General features: G+C 63.9%; 13 protein-coding genes. 7 read left to right on the top strand and 6 right to left on the bottom strand.

What is annotated here, in order from left to right; genetic code table 11:
• The first annotated feature begins 652 nt into the window (after positions 1–652).
• Positions 653–1,039, top strand: coding sequence for a GxxExxY protein (locus tag GNK13_RS17535; protein WP_164103852.1), 387 nt, complete (start codon positions 653–655; stop codon positions 1,037–1,039).
• Positions 1,040–1,088: 49 nt separating this feature from the next.
• Here the strand turns inward: GNK13_RS17535 and GNK13_RS17540 are convergent, their stop codons facing one another.
• The 3 genes from GNK13_RS17540 to GNK13_RS17550 form a co-directional block, all read right to left on the bottom strand.
• A complete protein-coding gene (locus GNK13_RS17540; protein WP_164103853.1) occupies positions 1,089–3,035 on the bottom strand; it encodes an ABC transporter ATP-binding protein in 1,947 nt (648 codons plus the stop codon).
• Between the two features lie 236 nt (positions 3,036–3,271).
• The gene (locus GNK13_RS17545; protein WP_164103854.1) at positions 3,272–4,741 is read right to left on the bottom strand and encodes a DUF1501 domain-containing protein; all 1,470 of its coding nucleotides are present in this window, start codon (positions 4,739–4,741) and stop codon (positions 3,272–3,274) included.
• Between the two features lie 282 nt (positions 4,742–5,023).
• Positions 5,024–10,288 (bottom strand): DUF1549 domain-containing protein, encoded by a 5,265-nt coding sequence (locus GNK13_RS17550; protein ID WP_164103855.1) that lies wholly within the window; start codon positions 10,286–10,288, stop codon positions 5,024–5,026.
• Positions 10,289–10,666: 378 nt separating this feature from the next.
• Here GNK13_RS17550 and GNK13_RS17555 point away from each other — a divergent pair, with 378 nt between their 5' ends.
• Together GNK13_RS17555 and GNK13_RS17560 are read left to right on the top strand one after the other, a co-directional pair.
• A complete protein-coding gene (locus GNK13_RS17555; protein ID WP_164103856.1) occupies positions 10,667–11,689 on the top strand; it encodes a hypothetical protein in 1,023 nt (340 codons plus the stop codon).
• A 12-nt stretch (positions 11,690–11,701) separates the two neighbouring features.
• Positions 11,702–12,859 (top strand): hypothetical protein, encoded by a 1,158-nt coding sequence (locus tag GNK13_RS17560; protein ID WP_164103857.1) that lies wholly within the window; start codon positions 11,702–11,704, stop codon positions 12,857–12,859.
• Positions 12,860–12,937: 78 nt separating this feature from the next.
• Here the strand turns inward: GNK13_RS17560 and GNK13_RS17565 are convergent, their stop codons facing one another.
• Genes GNK13_RS17565 through GNK13_RS17575 form a run of 3 tightly spaced genes read right to left on the bottom strand, consistent with a single transcriptional unit; the run spans position 12,938 to position 15,752 of the window.
• Positions 12,938–13,807 carry an ABC transporter permease gene (locus tag GNK13_RS17565; RefSeq protein ID WP_164103858.1) on the bottom strand — a complete coding sequence of 290 codons (870 nt, stop codon included), beginning with the start codon at positions 13,805–13,807 and terminating at the stop codon, positions 12,938–12,940.
• Positions 13,808–13,809: 2 nt separating this feature from the next.
• On the bottom strand, positions 13,810–14,688 hold the full coding sequence (locus tag GNK13_RS17570; RefSeq protein ID WP_164103859.1) for an ABC transporter permease: 879 nt from the start codon (positions 14,686–14,688) through the stop codon (positions 13,810–13,812).
• Positions 14,685–15,752 (bottom strand): ABC transporter ATP-binding protein, encoded by a 1,068-nt coding sequence (locus GNK13_RS17575; RefSeq protein ID WP_164103860.1) that lies wholly within the window; start codon positions 15,750–15,752, stop codon positions 14,685–14,687. Before GNK13_RS17575 ends, GNK13_RS17570 begins: the two co-directional genes overlap by 4 nt.
• 333 nt (positions 15,753–16,085) lie before the next feature.
• On the opposite strand from GNK13_RS17575, the gene ispF reads away from it, so the two are divergent.
• From ispF to ruvA, 4 genes are all read left to right on the top strand, one after another.
• Entirely contained in the window at positions 16,086–16,601 is a 516-nt protein-coding gene (gene ispF, locus GNK13_RS17580; RefSeq protein ID WP_164103861.1) for a 2-C-methyl-D-erythritol 2,4-cyclodiphosphate synthase, read from the top strand.
• A gap of 165 nt (positions 16,602–16,766) precedes the next feature.
• A complete protein-coding gene (cysS, locus tag GNK13_RS17585) occupies positions 16,767–18,446 on the top strand; it encodes a cysteine--tRNA ligase (RefSeq protein ID WP_164103862.1) in 1,680 nt (559 codons plus the stop codon).
• Between the two features lie 99 nt (positions 18,447–18,545).
• A complete protein-coding gene (gene ruvC, locus GNK13_RS17590; RefSeq protein ID WP_235935314.1) occupies positions 18,546–19,034 on the top strand; it encodes a crossover junction endodeoxyribonuclease RuvC in 489 nt (162 codons plus the stop codon).
• Between the two features lie 234 nt (positions 19,035–19,268).
• Complete coding sequence (gene ruvA / locus GNK13_RS17595) at positions 19,269–19,898, top strand: Holliday junction branch migration protein RuvA (RefSeq protein WP_164103863.1); 630 nt, start codon at positions 19,269–19,271, stop codon at positions 19,896–19,898.
• Positions 19,899–19,953: the final 55 nt, after the last annotated feature.

Raw genomic sequence — 19,953 nt, forward strand, 5'->3', positions numbered from 1 at the left:
TTTATCTGCGTTCTCCGCGTGATCTGCGGTCGTTGTCTTTTCTGGACCGAGCAATCGGCTGGCGATGCAGCGTGGTGGCGATTGCAGCGTGGGAAGTTGGACCACGGATAACGCGGATGTCGCAGATGGGAGTGTGCGTGTCCTTCTGGCATATCTGCGTTCTCCGCGTGATTTGCGGTCGTTGTCTTTTCTGGACCGAGCAAACGGCTGGCGATGCAGCGTAGTGGCGATTGCAGCGTGGGAGGTTGGACCACGGATAACGCGGATGTCGCAGATGGGAGTGTGCGTGTCCTTCTGGCATATCTGCGTTCTCCGCGTGATCTGCGGTCGTGGTCCTTCCTGGACCGAGCAGACGGTTGGGGAGGCAGGATGGTGGCGATTGCAGCGTGGGAAGTTGGACCACGGATAACGCGGATGTCGCAGATGGGAGTGTGCGTGTCCTTCTGGACTATCTGCGTTCTCCGTGTGATCTGCGGTCGCTGTCTTTACTGGATTGAGAAGACGGTCGGGGATGCAGGGGGGGGGAGGTTGCAGCGGGAGACGCTTGACCACTTCCGATAGTGATCTCGCGTGCAGGTCTGGCCGCGTTGGCTAGTCTCTCTGGTGGCTCGGGCTTTTTGCTTTGGGTCCTACCCTGGAAAAGGTGCGTCGGATGTCGAGTGAATTTCTTTATCAGGATCTGAGTGAGGCAATTATTGGGGCGGCCATGAAGGTGCTAAACAGACTTCGTCCAGGATTGGATGAGAAGATTTACGAGAACGCCTTGGTCATCGAGCTTCAAAGACGTGGACATCGCATCGAGCAGCAGCGACAGTTCTCAGTCCATTATGAAGGAGAGTGGATCGGTACACTCATTCCGGATCTCCTGGTCGATGAACTCGTGATTGTCGACCCGAAAGTCGTTGCTGCGTTTACCGAAACTCACATGGCTCAAATGCTCGGCTACCTCAACATCACCGAGATGCAACTCGCTCTGCTTTTGAACTTCAAACGCTATAAGCTGGAGTGGAAACGTGTCGTTCGCTCGGCTCTCGCTTGAGGGATACCCAGGGCTGCCACATTGCGGCTCCTTGCGCGCGAGAATTGATTTACTTGGCGACAGGTGATTCGTTGCTGGCCATTTGGAGGTGGACCATGTCTCGGTAGCGGCCGTTGCGGATCAATAGCTCGGCGTGCGTGCCGACTTCGAGGATCCGGCCATTCTCGAGCACGACGATCTGATCGGCTCCGGCGATGGTGCTGAGCCGGTGAGCGATGACGAAGGCGGTCCGATCTTTCAATAGCACCGCGAGGCTCTCTTGGATCAAGCGTTCGCTCTCGCTGTCCAAGTTGCTCGTCGCTTCGTCGAGGATCAAGATCTTGGGGTCGGCCAGGATTGCGCGAGCGATGGCCAGTCGCTGCCGCTGGCCGCCGGAGAGTTTGACGCCCCGCTCGCCGATCCACGAATCGAACCCTTCGGGCAACCGCTCGATGAATTCGGTTGCCGCAGCCGCTTCGGCAGCGGCATAAACGTCCTGGTCGCTGGCTCCACGACGCGCGTAGGCGATGTTGTCGCGGATCGTGCCGTCGAACAAAAACACGTCCTGCTCGACGATCCCCAGCAGCCGCCGGTAACTCTCCAGTTCGATATCGCGGAGATCCCGGCCGTCGAGCTGGATCGATCCGGCAGTGGGATCGTAAAAGCGTGCGATCAGATTCGTAAGCGTCGTCTTCCCTGCCCCGCTCCGACCCACCAAGGCGACGGTTTGCCCCGCTCGGACGGTCAAGTTCAGGTCTTGGAGGACCGCAGCCTCGGTTCCTGGATAGGAGAAGTTCACGCCGCGGATCGAGATCTCGCCTCGGACTTCGCCGCGGCGGAGCGTCACGGCCCCGGGACGCGTCGGTAGTTCCCGGTCCTGCTCGAGCACATCCAGGACGCGGTCCAGCCCCGCGAGGTTGTTTTGGAAAGTGACGGCGCTGCCGGCCAACGTCGCCAGCGGATCGAGCAGCATCGTCAGGTAGACCAAAAACATCATCAGATCGCCGAGCGTCAACTCGCCGTTGAGAATCTGGTAACCGCCGTAGAGCAACAGGCCGGTCGAGGCGAGTGGGATCAAGACCTCCCAGACGATCTCGATCGTCCGCGTCCACCACCACGTGAACAGCTGTTGGCGGACCATGAAGTCCCCTTCGCGGACGAAGCGGCCGGTCTCGCTGCGGTCGCGGGCAAAGGTCCGGACGACTCGAATGCCACCAAATGTCTCGGTCGCCCCGCTGTCGATCGCCTGCCGCTGGCGGCGAATGTCGCGATACAGCGGCCGGACGCGGGAGATCCAGGTGCGGTGGGAGAACCAGACCGCCGGCAGCAACAGCAGCCCACCAACCATCAACTTCCAATCGACCAGCGTGAGGATGATCAGGCTGCCGATGAATTGAATGATCGCTCGCCACGGATTGTAGAGCATGCTGAAGATCAGGTCGGCGACGCCTCCCGCATCCTCGCGAATCAGGCTTGCCACACCGCCGCTCTTGAGGCTGTAGACATCGCCCAGCGGCAGCCGGATGGCATGCTGAAACACATGCCGGCGAATCGAGACCTGCGTCTGATTGACCGTCTTCGTCGCCAGCCACCGTCCCCACAGATTGATTCCCGTGGCGATTACGGTCACGACCGTCACCAGCACCGCGATCGCCACCAGCAACCCCATCGGGTCGCTCGGCAGCGGCCAGCCTTGCAGAAAATCGGGAAGCGGCCGAGGCGGGTCGGTCAGCACCGAATCGATCGCCAGCTTGGTCCCCGCCGGAGGTATCAACCGCAGCAGCACGGCGACGGTCAGAATCACCAGCGAGGCGACCACCTGGTGACGGTGGCCGCGAAGCAATCGCCAAAACTCGCCGAACAGTTCGAGGAACCCCCGCTGTCGCTCTCCGAGCTTCCGCGAACCGCCCGCTCCGCTGCCATGCGGCGAAGCGGGGACGGGCTCTTTCGACCGCTGGCGCTCGCGCACCTTTTGGCGGTACTTCGAAAAACGGCTACGGGATGACTGTGCGGGCATGCATCATTGGTAGAATCCCCACGGCCCGGCGGCAAGCGGGGCGGGGAGCAATCTTACCCTCCCCCCGGGAGGGTCAGGCTCTTAGGCCCGGGGAGGGCCCGCCGCAACGGTGAACTTCACTTGCGGCGCAGTCGTTGGGGATCGCTCTCCCTCCCCTCGCTGACGCTCGACTCTCCCGGGGGGAGGGTGGCGTATCAGACTTTTTTAAAGCGTCTTGCGCCTCATACGCAGCGGATTCAGCTGAGCAGCTTGGTCACCGCGTGGGCTTTGACCAGTTCCCGCGGCTGGTTCAAGTGGTTGTAGACCATGGTTTCGGGGTCGATCCCGAAACTGTGGTAGATCGTTGCCAGCAGTTCGCCCGGGTAGACCGGATCTTCCAGCGGCGCGCTGGCCGTCTTGTCACTCTTGCCGTGGACGTATCCACGTTTGGTTCCCGCTCCGGCGATGATCCCGGTGTAGCAGTAGGGCCAGTGGTCGCGGCCATCGTCGCTGTTCCCATTGCCGCTGGTGCTGACGCCCCGCTGCGGGCTGCGGCCGAATTCGCCGACGGCGACGACCAGCGTATCCTCGAGCATCCCCCGCTCGTCGAGGTCCTCAAGCAATGCGGAAAGACCGGCGTCGAGCATCGGCGCTGACTGGTTCCGCATCCGCTCGGTCAGCCCGGTGTGATGGTCCCACGAATGGTTGTCGCTGTTGGCGACTTTCGGCCAAATCACCTCGACCACCCGCGTCCCCGCTTCGACCAGTCGCCGTGCTAGCAAGCAGCTTTGGCCAAACGTGTTGCGTCCGTAGCGTTCCCGCATCGCGACCGTCTCGGCTTCGAGGTTGAACGCTTCGCGGGCGCGACCCGAAACGACCAGCGAGAGTGCCTGGTCGTAGTACTCGTCCAGTTCGAACGACTCGACCGCTTGGTTGATCTCGGGCATCTGGGCGTTGAGCAGCTCGCGGAGTTTTGCCCGCCGCTGCAGCCGGATGCTGAACACCTCGGGCCGGAGCCGCAGATCGTCGATCTTGATCCGGCTCATCTTGTCCATATCCATATCGTCGCCGTCGGGATACAGCGTGTACGGATCGTACGCCTTGCCGAGGAAGCCGGCGGTGCCCCCTTTGCCGACGACGTTGGACTCTTGGAGCGGCCGGGGCAGCATGACGAACGGCAGCATCGGTTCGTCGAGTGGCCGCAGGCGGATCAAGTTGCTGCCGAAATTCGGGAAATCCTTGGGGCTTGGCGGCTCCAGTTGCCCCGACGGGCTGACCTTGTCGGTCGTGTAGCCCGTCATCATCTGGTAGATCGCCGCGGTGTGGTTGAACAAGCCGTTGGGCGTATAGCTCATCGACCGGATCATCGTGAAGCGATCGTTGATCTGGGCCAGACGCGGCAGGTTCTCGGTGAATTGGATCCCGGGAATCTTGGTGCTGATCGGCTTGAAGGCGCTCTGAACGTTGTCGGGGACGTTTTCCTTGGGGTCCCACAGGTCGATGTGGCTCGGACCGCCCTGCAGATAGACCATGATGATGCTTTTGGCCTTGCCCCAGCCGGGACCGCCGCCGATCGCCGCTTCAGCCGCTCGAGCTCGCAAGTTGAGCATCGATCCGAGCGACAGGCCGAGCGTGCCAGCTCCACCGACCCGCAGGAAATCGCGGCGGGACGGCCGCAAATGCGGATCACATAAATCGCGAGCGACCGGACCTTTGAAGGATAACATCGTCGGCTCCGAGGATGGCGGACGCGACGGACGCAGTTGTCCATCGCAGGGGAATACGAGACACGATCTCCTGAGCCGTAGGCGCTAGCCTCGGTCAGAACACTCTGTTTCACCATTACCCTCCCCTCGGGAGGGTCGGGCTCTCAGGCCCGGGGAGGGCCAGCTGAATCCAGGGGTGTGGAAGCTCTACGTCGCGCGTCGCCCTCCCCGCTCGTCCCTCGCGACCCTCCCGGGAGGAGGGTGGCGGCTCAGGGGGTTCTGACAGAACCGAGCGGGCAGCGCTCAACGGTTGAACAAAAACGCGGGGCTGTTGATCAGCGCCCACGTTAGATCCTCCGCGGCAGTCAGCCGGAGGTTTTTCAGCTGCTCCTGGCTCTGCTCGAAGTCCGAGCGAAGCCCTGCGAGCGCGGCATCCAAGGGGAGCGGCGCCGACAATTCCTCGATGCTCCGCTCGATGGCGGTGACCCGGGGATCCTTGGGGACCGGAGCGCGAGCCGCGGCGAGCGTGGCGTTGGCTTCGCGAATGCCGGCGTCGGTCTTCTCCAGATAGTCGAGCAGCGGCTTGAGGTCCGCTTCACTGCGGTCGGCGGCGGGAACCGAGAGCGACGCGGCCAACGACTCGCTCATCCCGAGCGGGAGCGGACCGTCGTCGGTCGTGGCGCTCAGCCGGAAGCGGGCCAAGCGGTGCTCCGCCGCGTTGTGGAACTGGTGGATGGTAAAGGTCAATCGCGTTCCTTCGGCGTGCGCGATCGGTTCGGCCAGTTTGAAGGTCGCCCAGTGGACGACGCCTCCGGTCGGCGAGACGGCCCAGCCACGCTGGTCGTCGCGAACTTCGTCAAACGCCTGCTCGATCCCAAAGCTATCTTGGGTAAAGTCCGCTTTGCCGCTCTCGATTTTGACCGCGACCGCTTTGCTCGGATCCGACAGCGGTGCTGCCGTGACCTCGAACTCGGTGACCACGAAGTTGCCGTTGGTCGGGAAGCCGGGACCACCGCCGGGAAGCTCGGGGACGGGCAAGGTCTCCAACCGGAAGCCGCGGATCCCGTCCAGCCGCGTATCGACCGTGATCGTATACGTCCCTTTGTCTTTGTTGCCGGACGCGGAGATCGAGCGATCGGCGGCGAGCTGCAACTTGGCTCCGCTGCTGGCGGCCAGCGCCGTGGGTTTGAGCGGCCACCATTCGGTCGCGGCCTGGTGATCGGTCTCCCACTTTTTGCTTCGTTCCTGCAGCTGCTCGCGAGCGGTTTTCAATCCCGCTTCGGCCGCGGCGATCCGAGCTTCCCGTTCGTTTGCGAGCCGCTCCTGTTCTGGAGCGATCTCGGCGAGCAGGTCGGCCAGCTTTTGTTTGGCTTCGGCGATGCTCGCCTGCTGAGCCTGCTCGCGGCGGGGAAGCTCTTTCGCCCACCACGCTTCACGCTCGGCCAATCGGTCGGCGAGCAAGCGGTGGTCGTCGTCGATCGAATCGAGCGTTTGGCGGAACGCCTCCAGCTCCGGCGGGCTCGGGGGGCGATTCAAAATCCGCAGGAACAGCTCGTCAACCAGCGCCGCATCGTCCTCGATCGCCGTCACAATTTCGGGCAGATCGTTGGCCTCGTCCGAGATCGCTTTGCCGACCGTCGGTCCGCTGACGAGCGCCATGATTGGGCCCAATTGCAGGTCGCTCGAACGCTCGCATTCGCAGGCGCTTTCCCGGACCGGGCGTCCCAGATTTGCCAGGAAACCGTCCGCCAATTCGACCCCCGCATCGGGCAGCGCCGCGGCTCGCGTTCCGGCTGGCACACCGGGAATCTCTGTCTCCGATCCGGTCACGCGGTGGATCGCATCGTAGAGGACCTCGGCCGGAAGCCGGCGTGGTTGCGCGTGCGAGTAGTTCAGCCGGTCGTCTGCGTTCCACTGGTTCGTGGCGACCGACAGCTGATAGACGCGGCTGGTGCAGATCAGACGCATCAGATGGCGGGCGTCAAAGCCGCTGGAGATAAACTCTTCGGTCAGGTAATCGAGCAGCTCCGGATTGGTCGGCGGATTGCCCGCTCGGATATCGTCGACCGGTTCGATCAGCCCCACGCCGGTGAGGTAGCCCCAGACACGGTTGGCGTAGCTGCGAGCGAAGTAGGGATTGTCGGCCGAAGTGATCCAGGCCGCCAAACGCTCGCGGCGAGTCGCATCTTCGGAGGCGGTGAAGTCGCACTCGTAGGGAAAGGCCGGTTCGACCGGAGCGTTGGTCTGCGGGTGAAGCAGCTCCCCTTCGGCCGCGTCAAAAACTTCTTCGTAGAGCGGCTTGGCTCCCTCGACCGCCGAGCCTCCGATCTTGGCATCGCCCCCCGCGGGATCGGGACGGAGCGAAGTGCGAGCGAAGAAGGAGGCGGTCTCGTAGTACTGGTCCTGCGTCCAACGCTCGAACGGATGGTCGTGGCACTTGTTGCAATTGAAGCGGATCCCCAAGAACAAATGGGTCGTGTTCTCCATCGTCTCTTCGGGGGTCCGCAAGATCTTGTAATACGAAGCGGCCGGATTCGCTTTGTTCGATCCGGTGCTGGTCAGGACCTGGCTAGCGAACTCGTCGTAGGGACGGTTTTCCGCGACCGCCTGCTCGATCCACTGGCGGAACTGGGCGGCTCCCTCGGCTCCCAAGAACTTGCGATTCACCTGCAGGAGGTCGGCCCACTTGTTGGTCCAGTACTGGACGTATTCGGGGCTGCCGATCAGCGCATCGACCACCGCGTCGCGTTTTTGGCGAGTCGGCGTCGCATCGGCGAGGAACGCGCGGACTTGGTCGGCTGTCGGCGGCAGCCCGGTCAAGTCGAGGTACACGCGGCGGAGGAAGGTGGCGTCGTCGCAGAGTTCCGAGGGGATGATCTTCATCCGCTCCCACTTGGCAGCCACCAAGCGGTCGATTTCGCTGTACGTCTCGGGCTCCTGCCAGGCGAATCCCTCGCGGTCTCCCATCACCGTCAACGTCGTCGCGGTGTAGTTCCCCTCGTAGCGGGCGAGGATGGCCGCTTCGCCGCGGCGGAGCGAAGTCAGCACGCCGCTGGTCGATGCGGTCGCCACTTCGGTGTTGCCGCTTTCGACGAACGCTTCGTGGGTCACGTCGCGAGTGCTGCCATCTTCATAGTGGGCCACGACGCGGACCTGCTGACGCTGGCCTGCCTTGGAGATCGTCGGCTTCTGCGGCAGGATCTCGATCCGCTCGGCTCGGCTGCTGTTCATGTTCAGCGACGCACCCTGGGCGATCCAGCTCTGCAGGATTCCGTGCTGGGGCGAGCCCGCAGTGACCAGTGCGCCGCCTTGGTGCGGCACGCGGCCGAGCGCTTTGAGCAGCATCAGGCTGTCGTTAGGCGAGGCGAGGTTGATCCGCCGCGAAGCCAGATCGTCGGTCAACGCCCGGATGTCGAACCGCGGATCGTAGCCGCGGAGCGAAAGTTTGAACCCGTTCTTGCCTTTCTGAGCTCCGTGGCAGGTGCCCTGGTTGCAGCCGAGCCGGGTGAGGACCGGATTGACGTCGCGAATGAAGTCGACCGCCGCAGCGGGCGAGGCACCGGCAGGCGTAATGAGAGTGTTGGGCGTGTCGAGCGCGACGCGGACCGGGACCGAGACCTGATGCTCGCCGATCGAGATCCGCAGCACACCTTCGCCCGCAGCGGCCGGCCGTGCCAGCCCCTCGCGCGTGAGGCTGGTAATCGGCGGCGCTTCGAGCGTCGCGGTGCGGGTCACGTCGACGCGATCGCCGCTCGCGAGCTCCGCTGTCACGGCCAGTTGCGCGTAGGCGAACGGACCGGCGAGCTCGATCGACTCGGGGGAAACCTGCAGCGAGCGGATCTGGTCCGCGGCAGGCGCGGTCTCTTGCGTCGCCGGGTCGGATGCCGCCGCTTGTTTTGCCTGCTCAGCGACTCGCTCGGCCCAGGCGGCCGGATCGAACGCAAGGCTCGTCGCAGTCGGCCCCGCCTCGGAGACCGGCGCGGCGACGAACGTCCGCTCCACCTGACCGCTCGCCGAGAGCATCCGGATCTGGCCATCACCGCCCGCGATGACCAAGCGGTCGGCGTCGAGAAAGTCGATTGCGTAGACCGCCGTATCGTCCAGCTCCAGCCGCGCCAATTCGACCGGCGGCGGCGTGAGGAACGCCTCGAGCTTCTGAATCTCCTCGGCGGTGCGAGCCATCACTCGCTTGGCTTGGATCGCCTGGATTTCCTCGGGGACCTCGGTCGGGATCTCCATCTGCCAGACGCGAATCTCGCTCCGACCGTCGAGCGTCGCGGCCGCTGCGAATTTTGTGGCATCTCCGTTGACCGCGACGCTGAACAGCCGCCCGGGGAGCTCGGGGAATTGGCGAAGCAAGTTCGCATCGTCGCCGATCTGCCGAGCCGATTGCCGGAAAACGCGGTAGATCTTGGCGACGCCGTCCGCTCCACCGACGAAGATTTGGTCGCGCCCCGGGAGCGGGACAATGCTCGAGAGGCCGCCGCGAAGGGCTCCCGGAGTGATCGAGGTGATGTTGTCGATGAACCGCTCGGTCGCCGTCTCGGTCAATTTGCAGGTCATGTCGCGAGCGACCGAAACCACGTGATCGCCGGCCGAGGTGAAGGCGGTGCCGAGCACCCAGTCTTCGTGCGCCCCTTGGAACAGACGCTGCTCGCCCGTCACCGCGTCGATCGCTCGGACCGCGTTGTCCGCAGCACCAAAGGCGACCATCGAGCCGTCGGGCGACCAGCTGACCCCGCGGAGCGTGTCATGGGTAAAGGTCGCGGAGAGCTCGAGCGACCGCTCGGCGACGTTCCAAATCTGAATCTCGCCCTGCTGGGCCGGGTGCCCACCGGCGACCGCCAGCCGCTGGCCATCGGGGCTGAATCGGACCGACTCGATCCGCTCGCTCAGCCCGACCAGCCGCCCGCTCAGTTGACCATCGGCCGGATCGACCAACAGCACTTCATGGAACCCAGCAACCGCCAGCAGCTTCCCATCCGGCGCGACGTCGAGCGACGGGATCGATTGCGGGCGGCTGTAAACCGGCGGATTCTCGGACGTGTAAGTGGGGCCGCTCTCGGCCGGGGAATCGTTAGGGGCCCCAGCGAGGATCCACTGCCGGATCGTCTCGATCTCGGCTGCCGCCAAGGGAGCTTTGTCGACGGGCATCGCAGCGACGCCATCGATCGGCGTGATCTGCTCGATGAGATAACTCGCCGCGGGATCGCCCGGGACGATCGCCGCTTGCCCCGACTCGCCGCCGGAGAGCAGGGCGGCAAAGTCCGTCATTACTAGCTCGCCTTGCGGTTTGGCCGCTTGGTGACAGCCCACGCAGTGGCGAGCAAAGATCGGTTGCACGTCGGCGACGAAACTGATCTTCCGCGGGCTCGCCTCCGGTACCTCAGCGGCGGTTGCGGGTGCCTCGGCGTCGGTTGGGGGGGCCGCCGCGTCGGTTGCGGGGGCCGCGGCCGGTTCATCGCCGCTGGCTGGCGAGGCAACGCTCGCGAGCCCCAGGGCGACGAGCAACAGAAACGAGTGAGAACGACTCGTGGCGCAGTCGCGATGCGGCAGCTGGGCACGCATGAGGCGGAGCTCCGGTGTCAAACAAAGGTCGGGGTCTGACACCGCCGATCCTCCCCGCGGCCGACCGAGCTGCAAACAACTGGCGGGCGTGTGGGGGGTAGCTCGTTTGAAAACCGCATGCGGAAACGAGCGGGCGGGACCGTGGCCTGCACGGCATACCGTTCAAGCTAAGGCCGCCTGCCGCCGCTGTCAAACTTTTCCCCACTCTTACGTCAGCCCGCAGACTCGCCGTGACCGTCACGACTCGGTCGCTCGAGCAATTCCCTGCGGTGAGGGGATACCGATCGTCCGATACGACAGGTACCACCGGACCCCCACGATGGCGGAGGGTCGGTGGCCGGACTGATGTTGCCGATCGTTCCCGCGGAGCTTCCTGAGATGGCCCCTCAACCAATCTTGGCGACCGCCTGCATCGTAGCGCTGCTGTTGGCAGCCCCCGGCTGCGGGCCGCGGATTCGCGTCACCGCCAATCCGACCGTCGAGACGAACGGCATTCGCTACTACCGCCCCAAGCCCTACCTGAAAGTGGTTCCGGCCGAGATCCAGGTCGCCAAAGATGCTTCTCGCATCGAGCCGGGACTGGTGACGATCACTCTCGAGTATCTGCCCGACTTCACCGAAGAGTATGCGGTCGACGTGCGGCCGGGACTGGGGCTGGCCGATGTTTCGTTGACGCTCGAAGACGGCTGGAATTTGACCGAGATCAATCAGGAACTGGACAGCCAAACCGACGAAAATCTCTCGGCTGCCGGTGATCTGATCAAAGCTGTCAGCGGAATCGTGCCGACCGCCGCCGAGGCGAGCGAGGCGCCGGAGATCGAGTTCACCGTTCCCGCGACCGACGTGCCGCTGGGGTTCTACGAATCGGTGATCGGCCGCGACCCGAGCGGTCGCAAACGGTTGTATGGTTTTCGCTACGTCGGCTTTCTGCCCTACCAGTCGTGTCCGACCTTGATGGGCGGGGTCGAACGAGCCTGCTGCGGCGATCCAAACTCACCGCTGTACGGGTTGACGTTCGAGGGGGGGCGGATGGTTTTCAAACCGCTGCTGGCGATGGCGGTTCCACCGGAGCACGCGGCGGTGACGACTTCCATCGCAACCGCCCAGCCGATGCACGTTGCCCCACCGGCCCCCGAGCCGATGGCGGCCCCCGAGCCGATGGCGGCCGCATCGCGGATTGAACTCGATCTGCGGGACGAGTTGCAGCGGAGTTATCCGTCGGTCCGCAGCGTTCACGCGGAGTGGGAAAACCGCGAGGCGAGCGAAGTCCTCCGCGTGCGAGTGCGGATGGAGCCGGACGTGGCGGGCGACGCGGTTGCGAACGAGTCGATCCGGCGCCTGGCTCTCGAGCGGCTCGGCGATTGGCTGCCGCGGGCAGTGGCCGACGTCGAAGTCGAATGAGGTGCCGGTTCCTTGTCCACAACGTACCCGGTCGACGCGGCCGATCTCGAAGGACTGACGCTCGACGATCTGCGAAAGCTGCAGCGGAGCCTCGAGCGCCAGGCGGCGAAGCGAGACGCGGCAAACCTGTTGGCCGTCGGGTTCGGGCCCAAGCTGCGGGGCGGAACATTCCTCCCCGGCTTAGCGGCTCGCTTCGTCGTCCGGCAGAAGCAAGCCGCGGTTCCCGAACCGCGGCGGATCCCTCCGGTCGCCCGCGTGCGGCTGCGTCACCCGTCCACTGGCAAGTTCCGCAAGCTGGAGTTCACCACCGACATCGTCGAAGGCGCTCCGCCGCGTCCGGTCGGGGTTCGCTTGTTCGACCGCCGCGAAGTGGCGACCGCCGCAGTCGTGCTCCGCTGGACCACCCGCACTCCGACTCCGCCACCGCCGAGCCGTGACGATCCGGACGACCCTCGTTGGCGGTGGGGGCTGCTGACGGTCGCCCACCTCTTTGAGCGGCGCCGCTCCGGTGCTGACGTCGTCAATCCTCGGGCACCCCGATCACAGGGACCCCGATCTCAGGGACCCCAACCACGGGCACCCCAACCTCGGGCAGAACGGGCGATCGTGTGCGGCGAGGGGCCTCGGTTGATCGAAGGCAGCCTGGTCGCTGCGGGCCGCTTGCCGGGTGGGCCGGACGCGGCCGTGGTCGAGACGGGACTCGACCGTCTGTGGCTGAGCGGCTTTCTGCCCCAGCCCGCGGCGGGGCCGCTGCGGTCCGCCGAGCCGGATGAGCTGTCGCAGTGGATTCGCGAAGGAGCGAGCGGGTATGTGCATGGGCCCGGCACGATCGAGCGGTGGCGATTTGCGATGTATCTGCCGCAGCTGACGATTCCCTCGCTCGGCCGCCTCGACCATCTGGTGCAGTACATCGCCGACGATTCACCCGGCCCTTCAGCGGGCTCCACGGCAGGCCCGAAACCGCCCCGCCCTGCTCCGTTTGGCCCTGCTCCGTTCGGCCCGGGCAGTTCGGGAGCGGCGGTGGTCGCTGGAGGCGTGCCGCTAGGGATCCAAGTCGCCGCCGAGAGCCCGGGATTTCGCACCGGCTACGCGCAAACTTTCACCGCGATCGCGCCGTGGCTGGAAAAGACGCTCGGCGCAACGGAGGTCGCGCTAGTGCGAGTGGTTTGACATAGTCGCCTTTCGCTCCGCGAAAGTTGCGCAGAATCGCTACTTTCGCGGAGCGAAAGGCGACTATGGCGACTCTGTCTACGAGCTGGCGCTGCGGTAGGAAGAGAGGGCTTTTTTGAAGACCCAGCGGCTGGCCAGGAGACTCAGGCCGGTGGCGAAGATCGCGTACAGGGCGAGTGGCAGTTCCCACCAGGGGCGAGGGTCGAGAGGTTCGACCAGAATCCGCGCTGGAACATTGACCACCACCAACACCGGAATGACAAAGGTAAACAGCCCCCACAGAGCCCAGCCCCATCCGGTCTGATAGATCTCCATCGGGTAGCGGCTGAAGTTGGTGATATAAAACCAGAAGTTGTAGAGCGTTTGGTTTCGCCCCAACCAAATGCTGGTGGCGCTCAGACAGATCATCAGGCTGTACATGATGACGACGCCGCAGGCGACGAAAAGCACATACAGCAGCAGTCCCACTGCGGAGAACTCGTACGGATCCTGTTCGCGGTGGATCAGCCGATACATGGCGACCACCGCAATCACGAGACCGGCGGCGAAGTTCGAGAGGCTGCTCCAGTCGATTCGTCGGAACGAGATTAGGAATTGTGTGTCGATTGGTTTGAGAAGGGCGAAATCCAATCCACCGGTGCGAATCAGCTCGCTAAACTCTTCCGCGTTGGGCATGAAGAACGTTTGCACGATGCTGTTGATGAACCAGGTGGTCGCCAAAAACAAGAAGAACTCTTCTTCACGCCAGCCGGTGTTTCGGCCGATCGAGCCGGTGTACTGGAAAATGATCAGATAGAAGCCCACATTCATCAGGGCCCACGAGACGCTCGTCAGGCACTGGAAGAGGAAGTTCGCGCGAAACGTCATGTCTCGCACCAAGCTGTTGCGGGCGAACGTTGCAAACACTCGCAGATAGTTCGGGCTGGGAGGGCGAGTCGTCGTGGCCATGTTCAGCCTCCAAAGCCGCTGTAGCGACGGACGCCCGCGGCGTAGGTCAGCCGGCAGGTGATGATAAAGAACGCCAGCCAGCCGGCCTGGATCGCCATCTCCATCGGCAGCTCTTCCGGAGGGATCTTGCCCAGAAAGACAGCGGCTGGGAAATAGGCGAGATATTTGAGTGGCAACAGTTGCACGAACCACTCGATCGAATCGGGCAGCAGCGTCAGCGGAAACATGTGGCCGCTGAGGAAAAAGCTGAACAGCATGTAGATGAACAGTAGCGAGCTGACTTCGAGAAACCAGAATCCGACCATGCCGATCGTGGCTTCGAGAAAGAAGCCGATCAGGAATCCCATGATCAAAGTCGCGAAGAACGCGATCAGCTGGGGAGCGGGCGGCCAGCCATCGGTGAAATAGTCGCGGCACAGATAGAAGACGAATGCGAAGGGGAAGATCGCAATCGTATAATAGGCCAGCTTGTGGGCGATCCGCGTGAGCAACAAAAAGCCGATCAGATCGACCGGCTGGATCATATAGCGTTTGATTTCCCCTTCGCGAATCTGCAGCGCCACGTTGCTCGCCAGTCCGGGCATGCTGCTGAAAGCGCGACCGATCATCGTGATCAGGTAATAGGCAACCATGTCGGCAAATCGGTAACCGCCGAGTTCCGGCGACTCGCCGCTGGCCGTCCGGCCGATCGAATCGTAGACCGCGTACCAGAGGAAGATCTGGGTAATGATCGGCAGGAAACGCATCAGCGTGCCGAGCGCAAAATCACCCCGATAGACCAGACGCTCTTCCAGGGCGATGCGGAGGATCGTCCACCAGGTGAGCAGGCGGTTGCGGATCGGATGCTCCGGTCCCGCGTGGTTGACGGTGGCGGCTGTCATCGGCTGAGATCCTTAGCGGCATGTTCCGCGTTGGCTTTGCGAGTGGCGGCTCCCCCGGATGCCGCCTCGGGGGCGGCCGCCGATTCCTCCTCGACTTGGTTGAACATGTCGGCGATCACATTCTCCAGCGGCGGGTCCTCGACCGAAACGTCTTCAATCGTGTACTCGCTGAGGGCTTGGGCTAACCGCAGCGGGACGTCGGCGCGGGCGATCTTGAGGCGGACTTTGGGCCAGTTCGTATCGAGGACTTCGCCGATCCGCATCAGGTCCGCGGGCTGGTTTCCGGCCGCGAACTGGAGCGTCACGATTTTGCTTCCCGAGAAGCGATCGACGATGCCCGCCAGCGAGCCGTCGTATTTGATCTGGCCGCCGGCGATGATCACCACGCGGCGGCAGAGCGCGGCGATATCCTTCATGTAGTGGCTCGTGAGCAGGATCGTGATCTGGCGCTTCTCTTGGTAGTACCGCAGGAAGGTTTGGATCTTGTGCTGGGCGATCACGTCGAGCCCGATCGTCGGCTCGTCGAGGAACAGCACGTCGGGGCTGTGCAGCAGCGCGGCGATCAGCTCCATCTTCATCCGCTCGCCCAGACTCAACTCCCGGACTGGTTGACCGAGCAGCGTGCGGACGCCGAGCAGGTCGGTCAGTTCGTCCAGCGAGCGTTTGAATTCGTCGTGGCTGATCCCGTAGATCTGCTGGTGCAGCCGGTACGATTCCTGTGCGGGAAGATCCCACCAGAGCTGGTTCTTCTGTCCCATCACCAGGGCGAAGCGGCGTCGGTACTCGTTTCGGCGTTCCCACGGCACGTAGCCCATCACGGTGGCTCGGCCGCTGGTCGGGTTGATCACGCCGGAGAGGAGCTTGAGCGTCGTCGTTTTCCCCGCCCCGTTCGGACCGAGGAACGCCACGAACTCCCCCTGCTCGACCGTCAGATCGATCCCGCGGACGGCTTGCACGTCGCGGAATTCACGGCGGAAGAGTCCGCGGATGCTGTCGCCGAGTCCTTCACGCTTTTTGTAAACCCGATACGACTTGACGAGATTTTCGACCTCGATGATCGGCATGGCGGCCGCTGCTTCGATGTTGGGGGGCTGGAATTCGCAGGAAAACGGTCGCGGAAAAGTCGTTTAACGGCAAGCCGCAGGCGACTGCTTTTTAGAACACCGACGCCTGCGGCTTGCCGTTAAACGACTGTGCCCGTAAGTAAACGACTGTGCCGGTAAGGCTGTGCGCGGGCAACGCTATGGAAGGGCACTGCCCGAGAAAGTGACGCTGTCGCCTCAGGCGATTGTAAAGCCTTCCGGGCGATTGAGTCAGGAGACGGCTTGCCTTTGGGGGGCTGGCGGAGACGATACGGTGCTTGCTGGTTTTACCGCTCACCGAACCAAGGGTGCTTTATGAAACGATCGCAGTTCACGCCCGACGGGCCGCCCGACTTCCGCGTCGGCCTCGGTTACGACACGCACCGCCTGGATTTGGGCGGACCGCTGCGGCTCGGCGGAGTCGACCTGGATTGCGATTTTCACGCCGTCGGTCATAGCGACGCCGACGTGTTGCTGCACGCGATCGTCGACGCGCTGCTCGGGGCAGCGAGCCTGGGAGATATCGGCCGGCTGTTTCCCGATACGGCCGAGGAGAATCGCGGCCGGAACAGCGCCGAATTCCTCGTCGAAGCGATGCTCCAGGTCCGCGAAGCGGGCTGGGAGCTGGTCAACGTCGACTGCGTCGTGCTGGCCCAGCAGCCGCGGTTGGCCCCCCACGTCGAGCTGATCTGCCGACGGATCGCCGAGATCCTCGAAGTCGCCGGTGACCGCGTGGGTCTGAAAGGCAAGACGGGAGAGAAAGTCGGTCCCATCGGCCGCCAGGAAGCGATCTCCGCTCGCTGCGTCGCGATGCTCTACCGGATGAGCTGACGGGCGTGGGTTGGTGTGGCGTCGGGCGGGGTGGGCAGTGTATGTACAGTCCGTGGGGCGGGAATCCACCCTGCGGAAATCGCCCGGGTTTCCTATAATCCGCAAGTGGTACGTTTGAGCCACGGAAGACGAAAGCCCACGGAAGACCACGGAAGACGAAAGCCCATGAGTACAGCGCCCGCCACCGCATCGTCCGCGAGCAGCGCCGCGGCCCTCCCCGAGATCCGCGTCTACAACACGCTCTCGAAGTCCAAAGAGCCGTTCGCGCCGCTGCGGCCCCCGCACGTCGGGATGTATCTTTGCGGGCCGACGGTTTACAAGGAATCGCATATCGGCCACATGGTCGGCCCGGTGATTTTCGACACGATCAAACGCTACCTGAGCTACTGTGGGTATCAGGTCACCTGGGTCGTAAACATCACCGACGTGGACGACAAGTTGATCGCCCAGTCGCGCGAGCGGGGGATTCCGATGAGCCAGATCGCGGTCGAGATGACCGCCGATTATCTGGCGAATCTCCGGGAGCTCGGGGTCAACCAGATCGACCAACTGCCGCGGGCGACCGACCATATCGAGGGAATCGTTCATTTCATCGAAACGCTGGTCGAAAAGGGCTATGCCTACGCCAGCAGCGGCGACGTGTTCTTCGACGTCGCCCGCGATCCGAACTACGGCCAGCTTTCGAATCGCTTGACCGATCAGATGCTCGGCGACGGCGGGGGCGCGGCGGCCAAAAAGCGTTCGCCCGGCGATTTCGCGCTCTGGAAGTCGGCCAAACCCGACGAGCCGAGTTGGCCCAGCCCGTGGGGGAACGGCCGACCGGGCTGGCACATCGAATGTTCGGCGATGAGCCACGCTTACTTGGGCGAAACGTTTGACATCCACGGCGGGGGGCTCGACCTGGTCTTCCCCCATCACGAGAACGAGCGGGCCCAAAGTTCCTGCTGCCACGGCGCTCCGATGGCCAAGTACTGGATGCACAACGGGCTGATGCGGGCCGGGGCGGCGGGCAAAGTCGGCGGCCGTTCGGACCGCGCCGCCGAGTCAGGAGCCGCCGAGTCAGGAGCCGCCGAGGGGGGAGCCACGACGGAGGGGCTCGACGCGGTGGCGATCGAGGAACAGTCGGCCGGCAAGATCAGCCGCAGCAAAGGGGCGGGCGGACTCTCCGAGCTGATTCAGCGGCACACCGGCGAGCGGCTGCGGTTTTTCCTGCTCCGCACTCACTACCGCTCGACGATCGTGTTCAACGACGAGGGGCTCGAGGAAGCCGCAACGGCACTCGACGCGTTCTATCGCTTCTTCGATCGGTTTGAACAGATCACCGCTCGCTCGTTCTACTCGCTTCCCGCCGCTCGCTGGCGACGCGCGAGCGCGCTCGCCGAGGGGGAAGGGGCCGACGCCGACGCGACGCTCGCCGCCCTCGCGGCGCAGCGAGCAAAGTACCTCGACGCGATGGACGACGACTTCAATACCGGAGCGGCGATCAGCGTGTTGTTCGACATGCTGCGGACGCTCAATCGGCACATCGACCAGCAGCAACTGGCCGCCGGAGCCCAATCGTCCGACGCGGGATTCGAAACGCTGCTGACCGGAGCCGAGGTGCTCCGCGAGCTGACGGCGGTCCTCGGCTTGTTCGCCAAACCGCAGGCGGCTGCCGGCGGTGGGGGCCAGGACGGTGCGGAGTTCGCCGCCCAGCTGATGGAGATCTTGATCGAGCTCCGCAAGCAGGCGCGGACGAGCAAGAATTTTGCAATGGCCGACGCGATCCGCGATTCGCTCACCGCTTGCGGCGTGTCGCTGCTCGACAGCAAGGATGGTACGAGCTGGGAACGGCAGCGGTCGTAGGAGTCGCGACCGCGAACCCCGCTCCTCTCGAAACGCACTCCGCGGCAACCACCGCCGCGGAGACTCAGGGAAGGCTTGGGCAAAGGGAAGGCTGCGGCAATGGGACGATTTTTGGGAATCGACCCCGGACTGAACACGTCCGGATACGGGGTCATCGAGACGAGCCCGCGGGGAATCCGGCTGGTCGAAGCGGGAGTGATTCGCACCAAGTCGCGGGCTTCGCTCGAGCACCGTCTCGGCGAGTTGCACGAGGCGCTCAGCGAGATCGTCGCCACGCTCCGCCCCGACATGATGGCGCTCGAGCAGTTGTTCTCGCACTACGAGCGGCCGCGGACAGCCATCTTGATGGGACACGCCCGGGGGGTGATCTGTTTAGCAGCCCAGCTGGCGGGCATTCCGGTTGAGAGCTACGCCCCCACGCGGGTCAAGAAGCTGCTGACCGGGAGCGGCCGGGCTCCGAAATCACAAATGCAATTGGCCGTCAAACTCCAGCTGAACCTCGACACTCTGCCCGAGCCGGCCGACGTCGCTGACGCCCTGGCGATTGCCCTCTGTGGGTATCACTTCACACGCTTGGCTGCCGCCTAACGGCGATGCCATGCACTTTCGTCACCATCAGCCACCACACGCTAGCGTCGGGTTGTCACTTTCGTCACATCAGCCGTCACGCGCTAGCGTCCGGTTGTTACGGCATATTCGAGAACCGGGGGCTAGCGCCCGGCGGCTGATGAATCATCCGGGCTAGCCCCCGGTTCCAAGAAACATCGCGGAAACCGGACGCTAGCGCGTGGCGGCTGATCCTGCGGAACCTGAGAGGATTGCTTGATTACCAAAATTTCAGGAGTGCTGGTGGGACTCGACGAGGACGCGGCCACGCTTTCGGTCCCGCCGTTTGAGTACGAGGTCCTGATCCCCGACTATGTGCGTCGGCAGTTGCAGGCCCAGCTGAACAAGGAAGTCAAAATGCACACGCTCGACTTCCTCGAAGGGAACGCGGCTCAAGGTGGACGGCTGACCCCGCGGCTGGTCGGCTTTCTGACCGAGCCGGAACGCCAATTCTTTGAGCTGTTCTGCAGCGTCGATGGAGTCGGAGTCAAAAAAGCGCTGCGGGCGATGGTTCGGCCCGTCAAAGAGCTGGCGATTCTGATCGAGTCGCAGGATACGAAAGCGTTGTCGAGTTTGCCCGGTGTGGGACCGGCCACCAGCGAGCGAGTGGTCGCCAAGCTGCGGCGGAAAATGCCCCGCTTTGCCCTGATGGTCGGCCGCGAAGGGGCTGGGGAAGACGCCGAAGTCGTGAGCAACGTGGCCCGCGACGCCTTCGACGCGCTGCTCGCCCTCGGCCACAGCGAGTCCGATGCGCGGCAATTGATCGATGAGATGGTCAACAGCGGCAAGAAATTCAAAGACGTCGAGGCCCTGCTCACGGCGATCTACCAGAAACGCAAAACATGAGCCGACGGCGCTAGCCGCGGGTTTCGTCGGGCCGCTGAGCGGAGCGACCGGTCGC

Source organism: Candidatus Laterigemmans baculatus (genome assembly GCF_010367455.1).
Classification (GTDB): domain Bacteria; phylum Planctomycetota; class Planctomycetia; order Pirellulales; family Pirellulaceae; genus Laterigemmans; species Laterigemmans baculatus.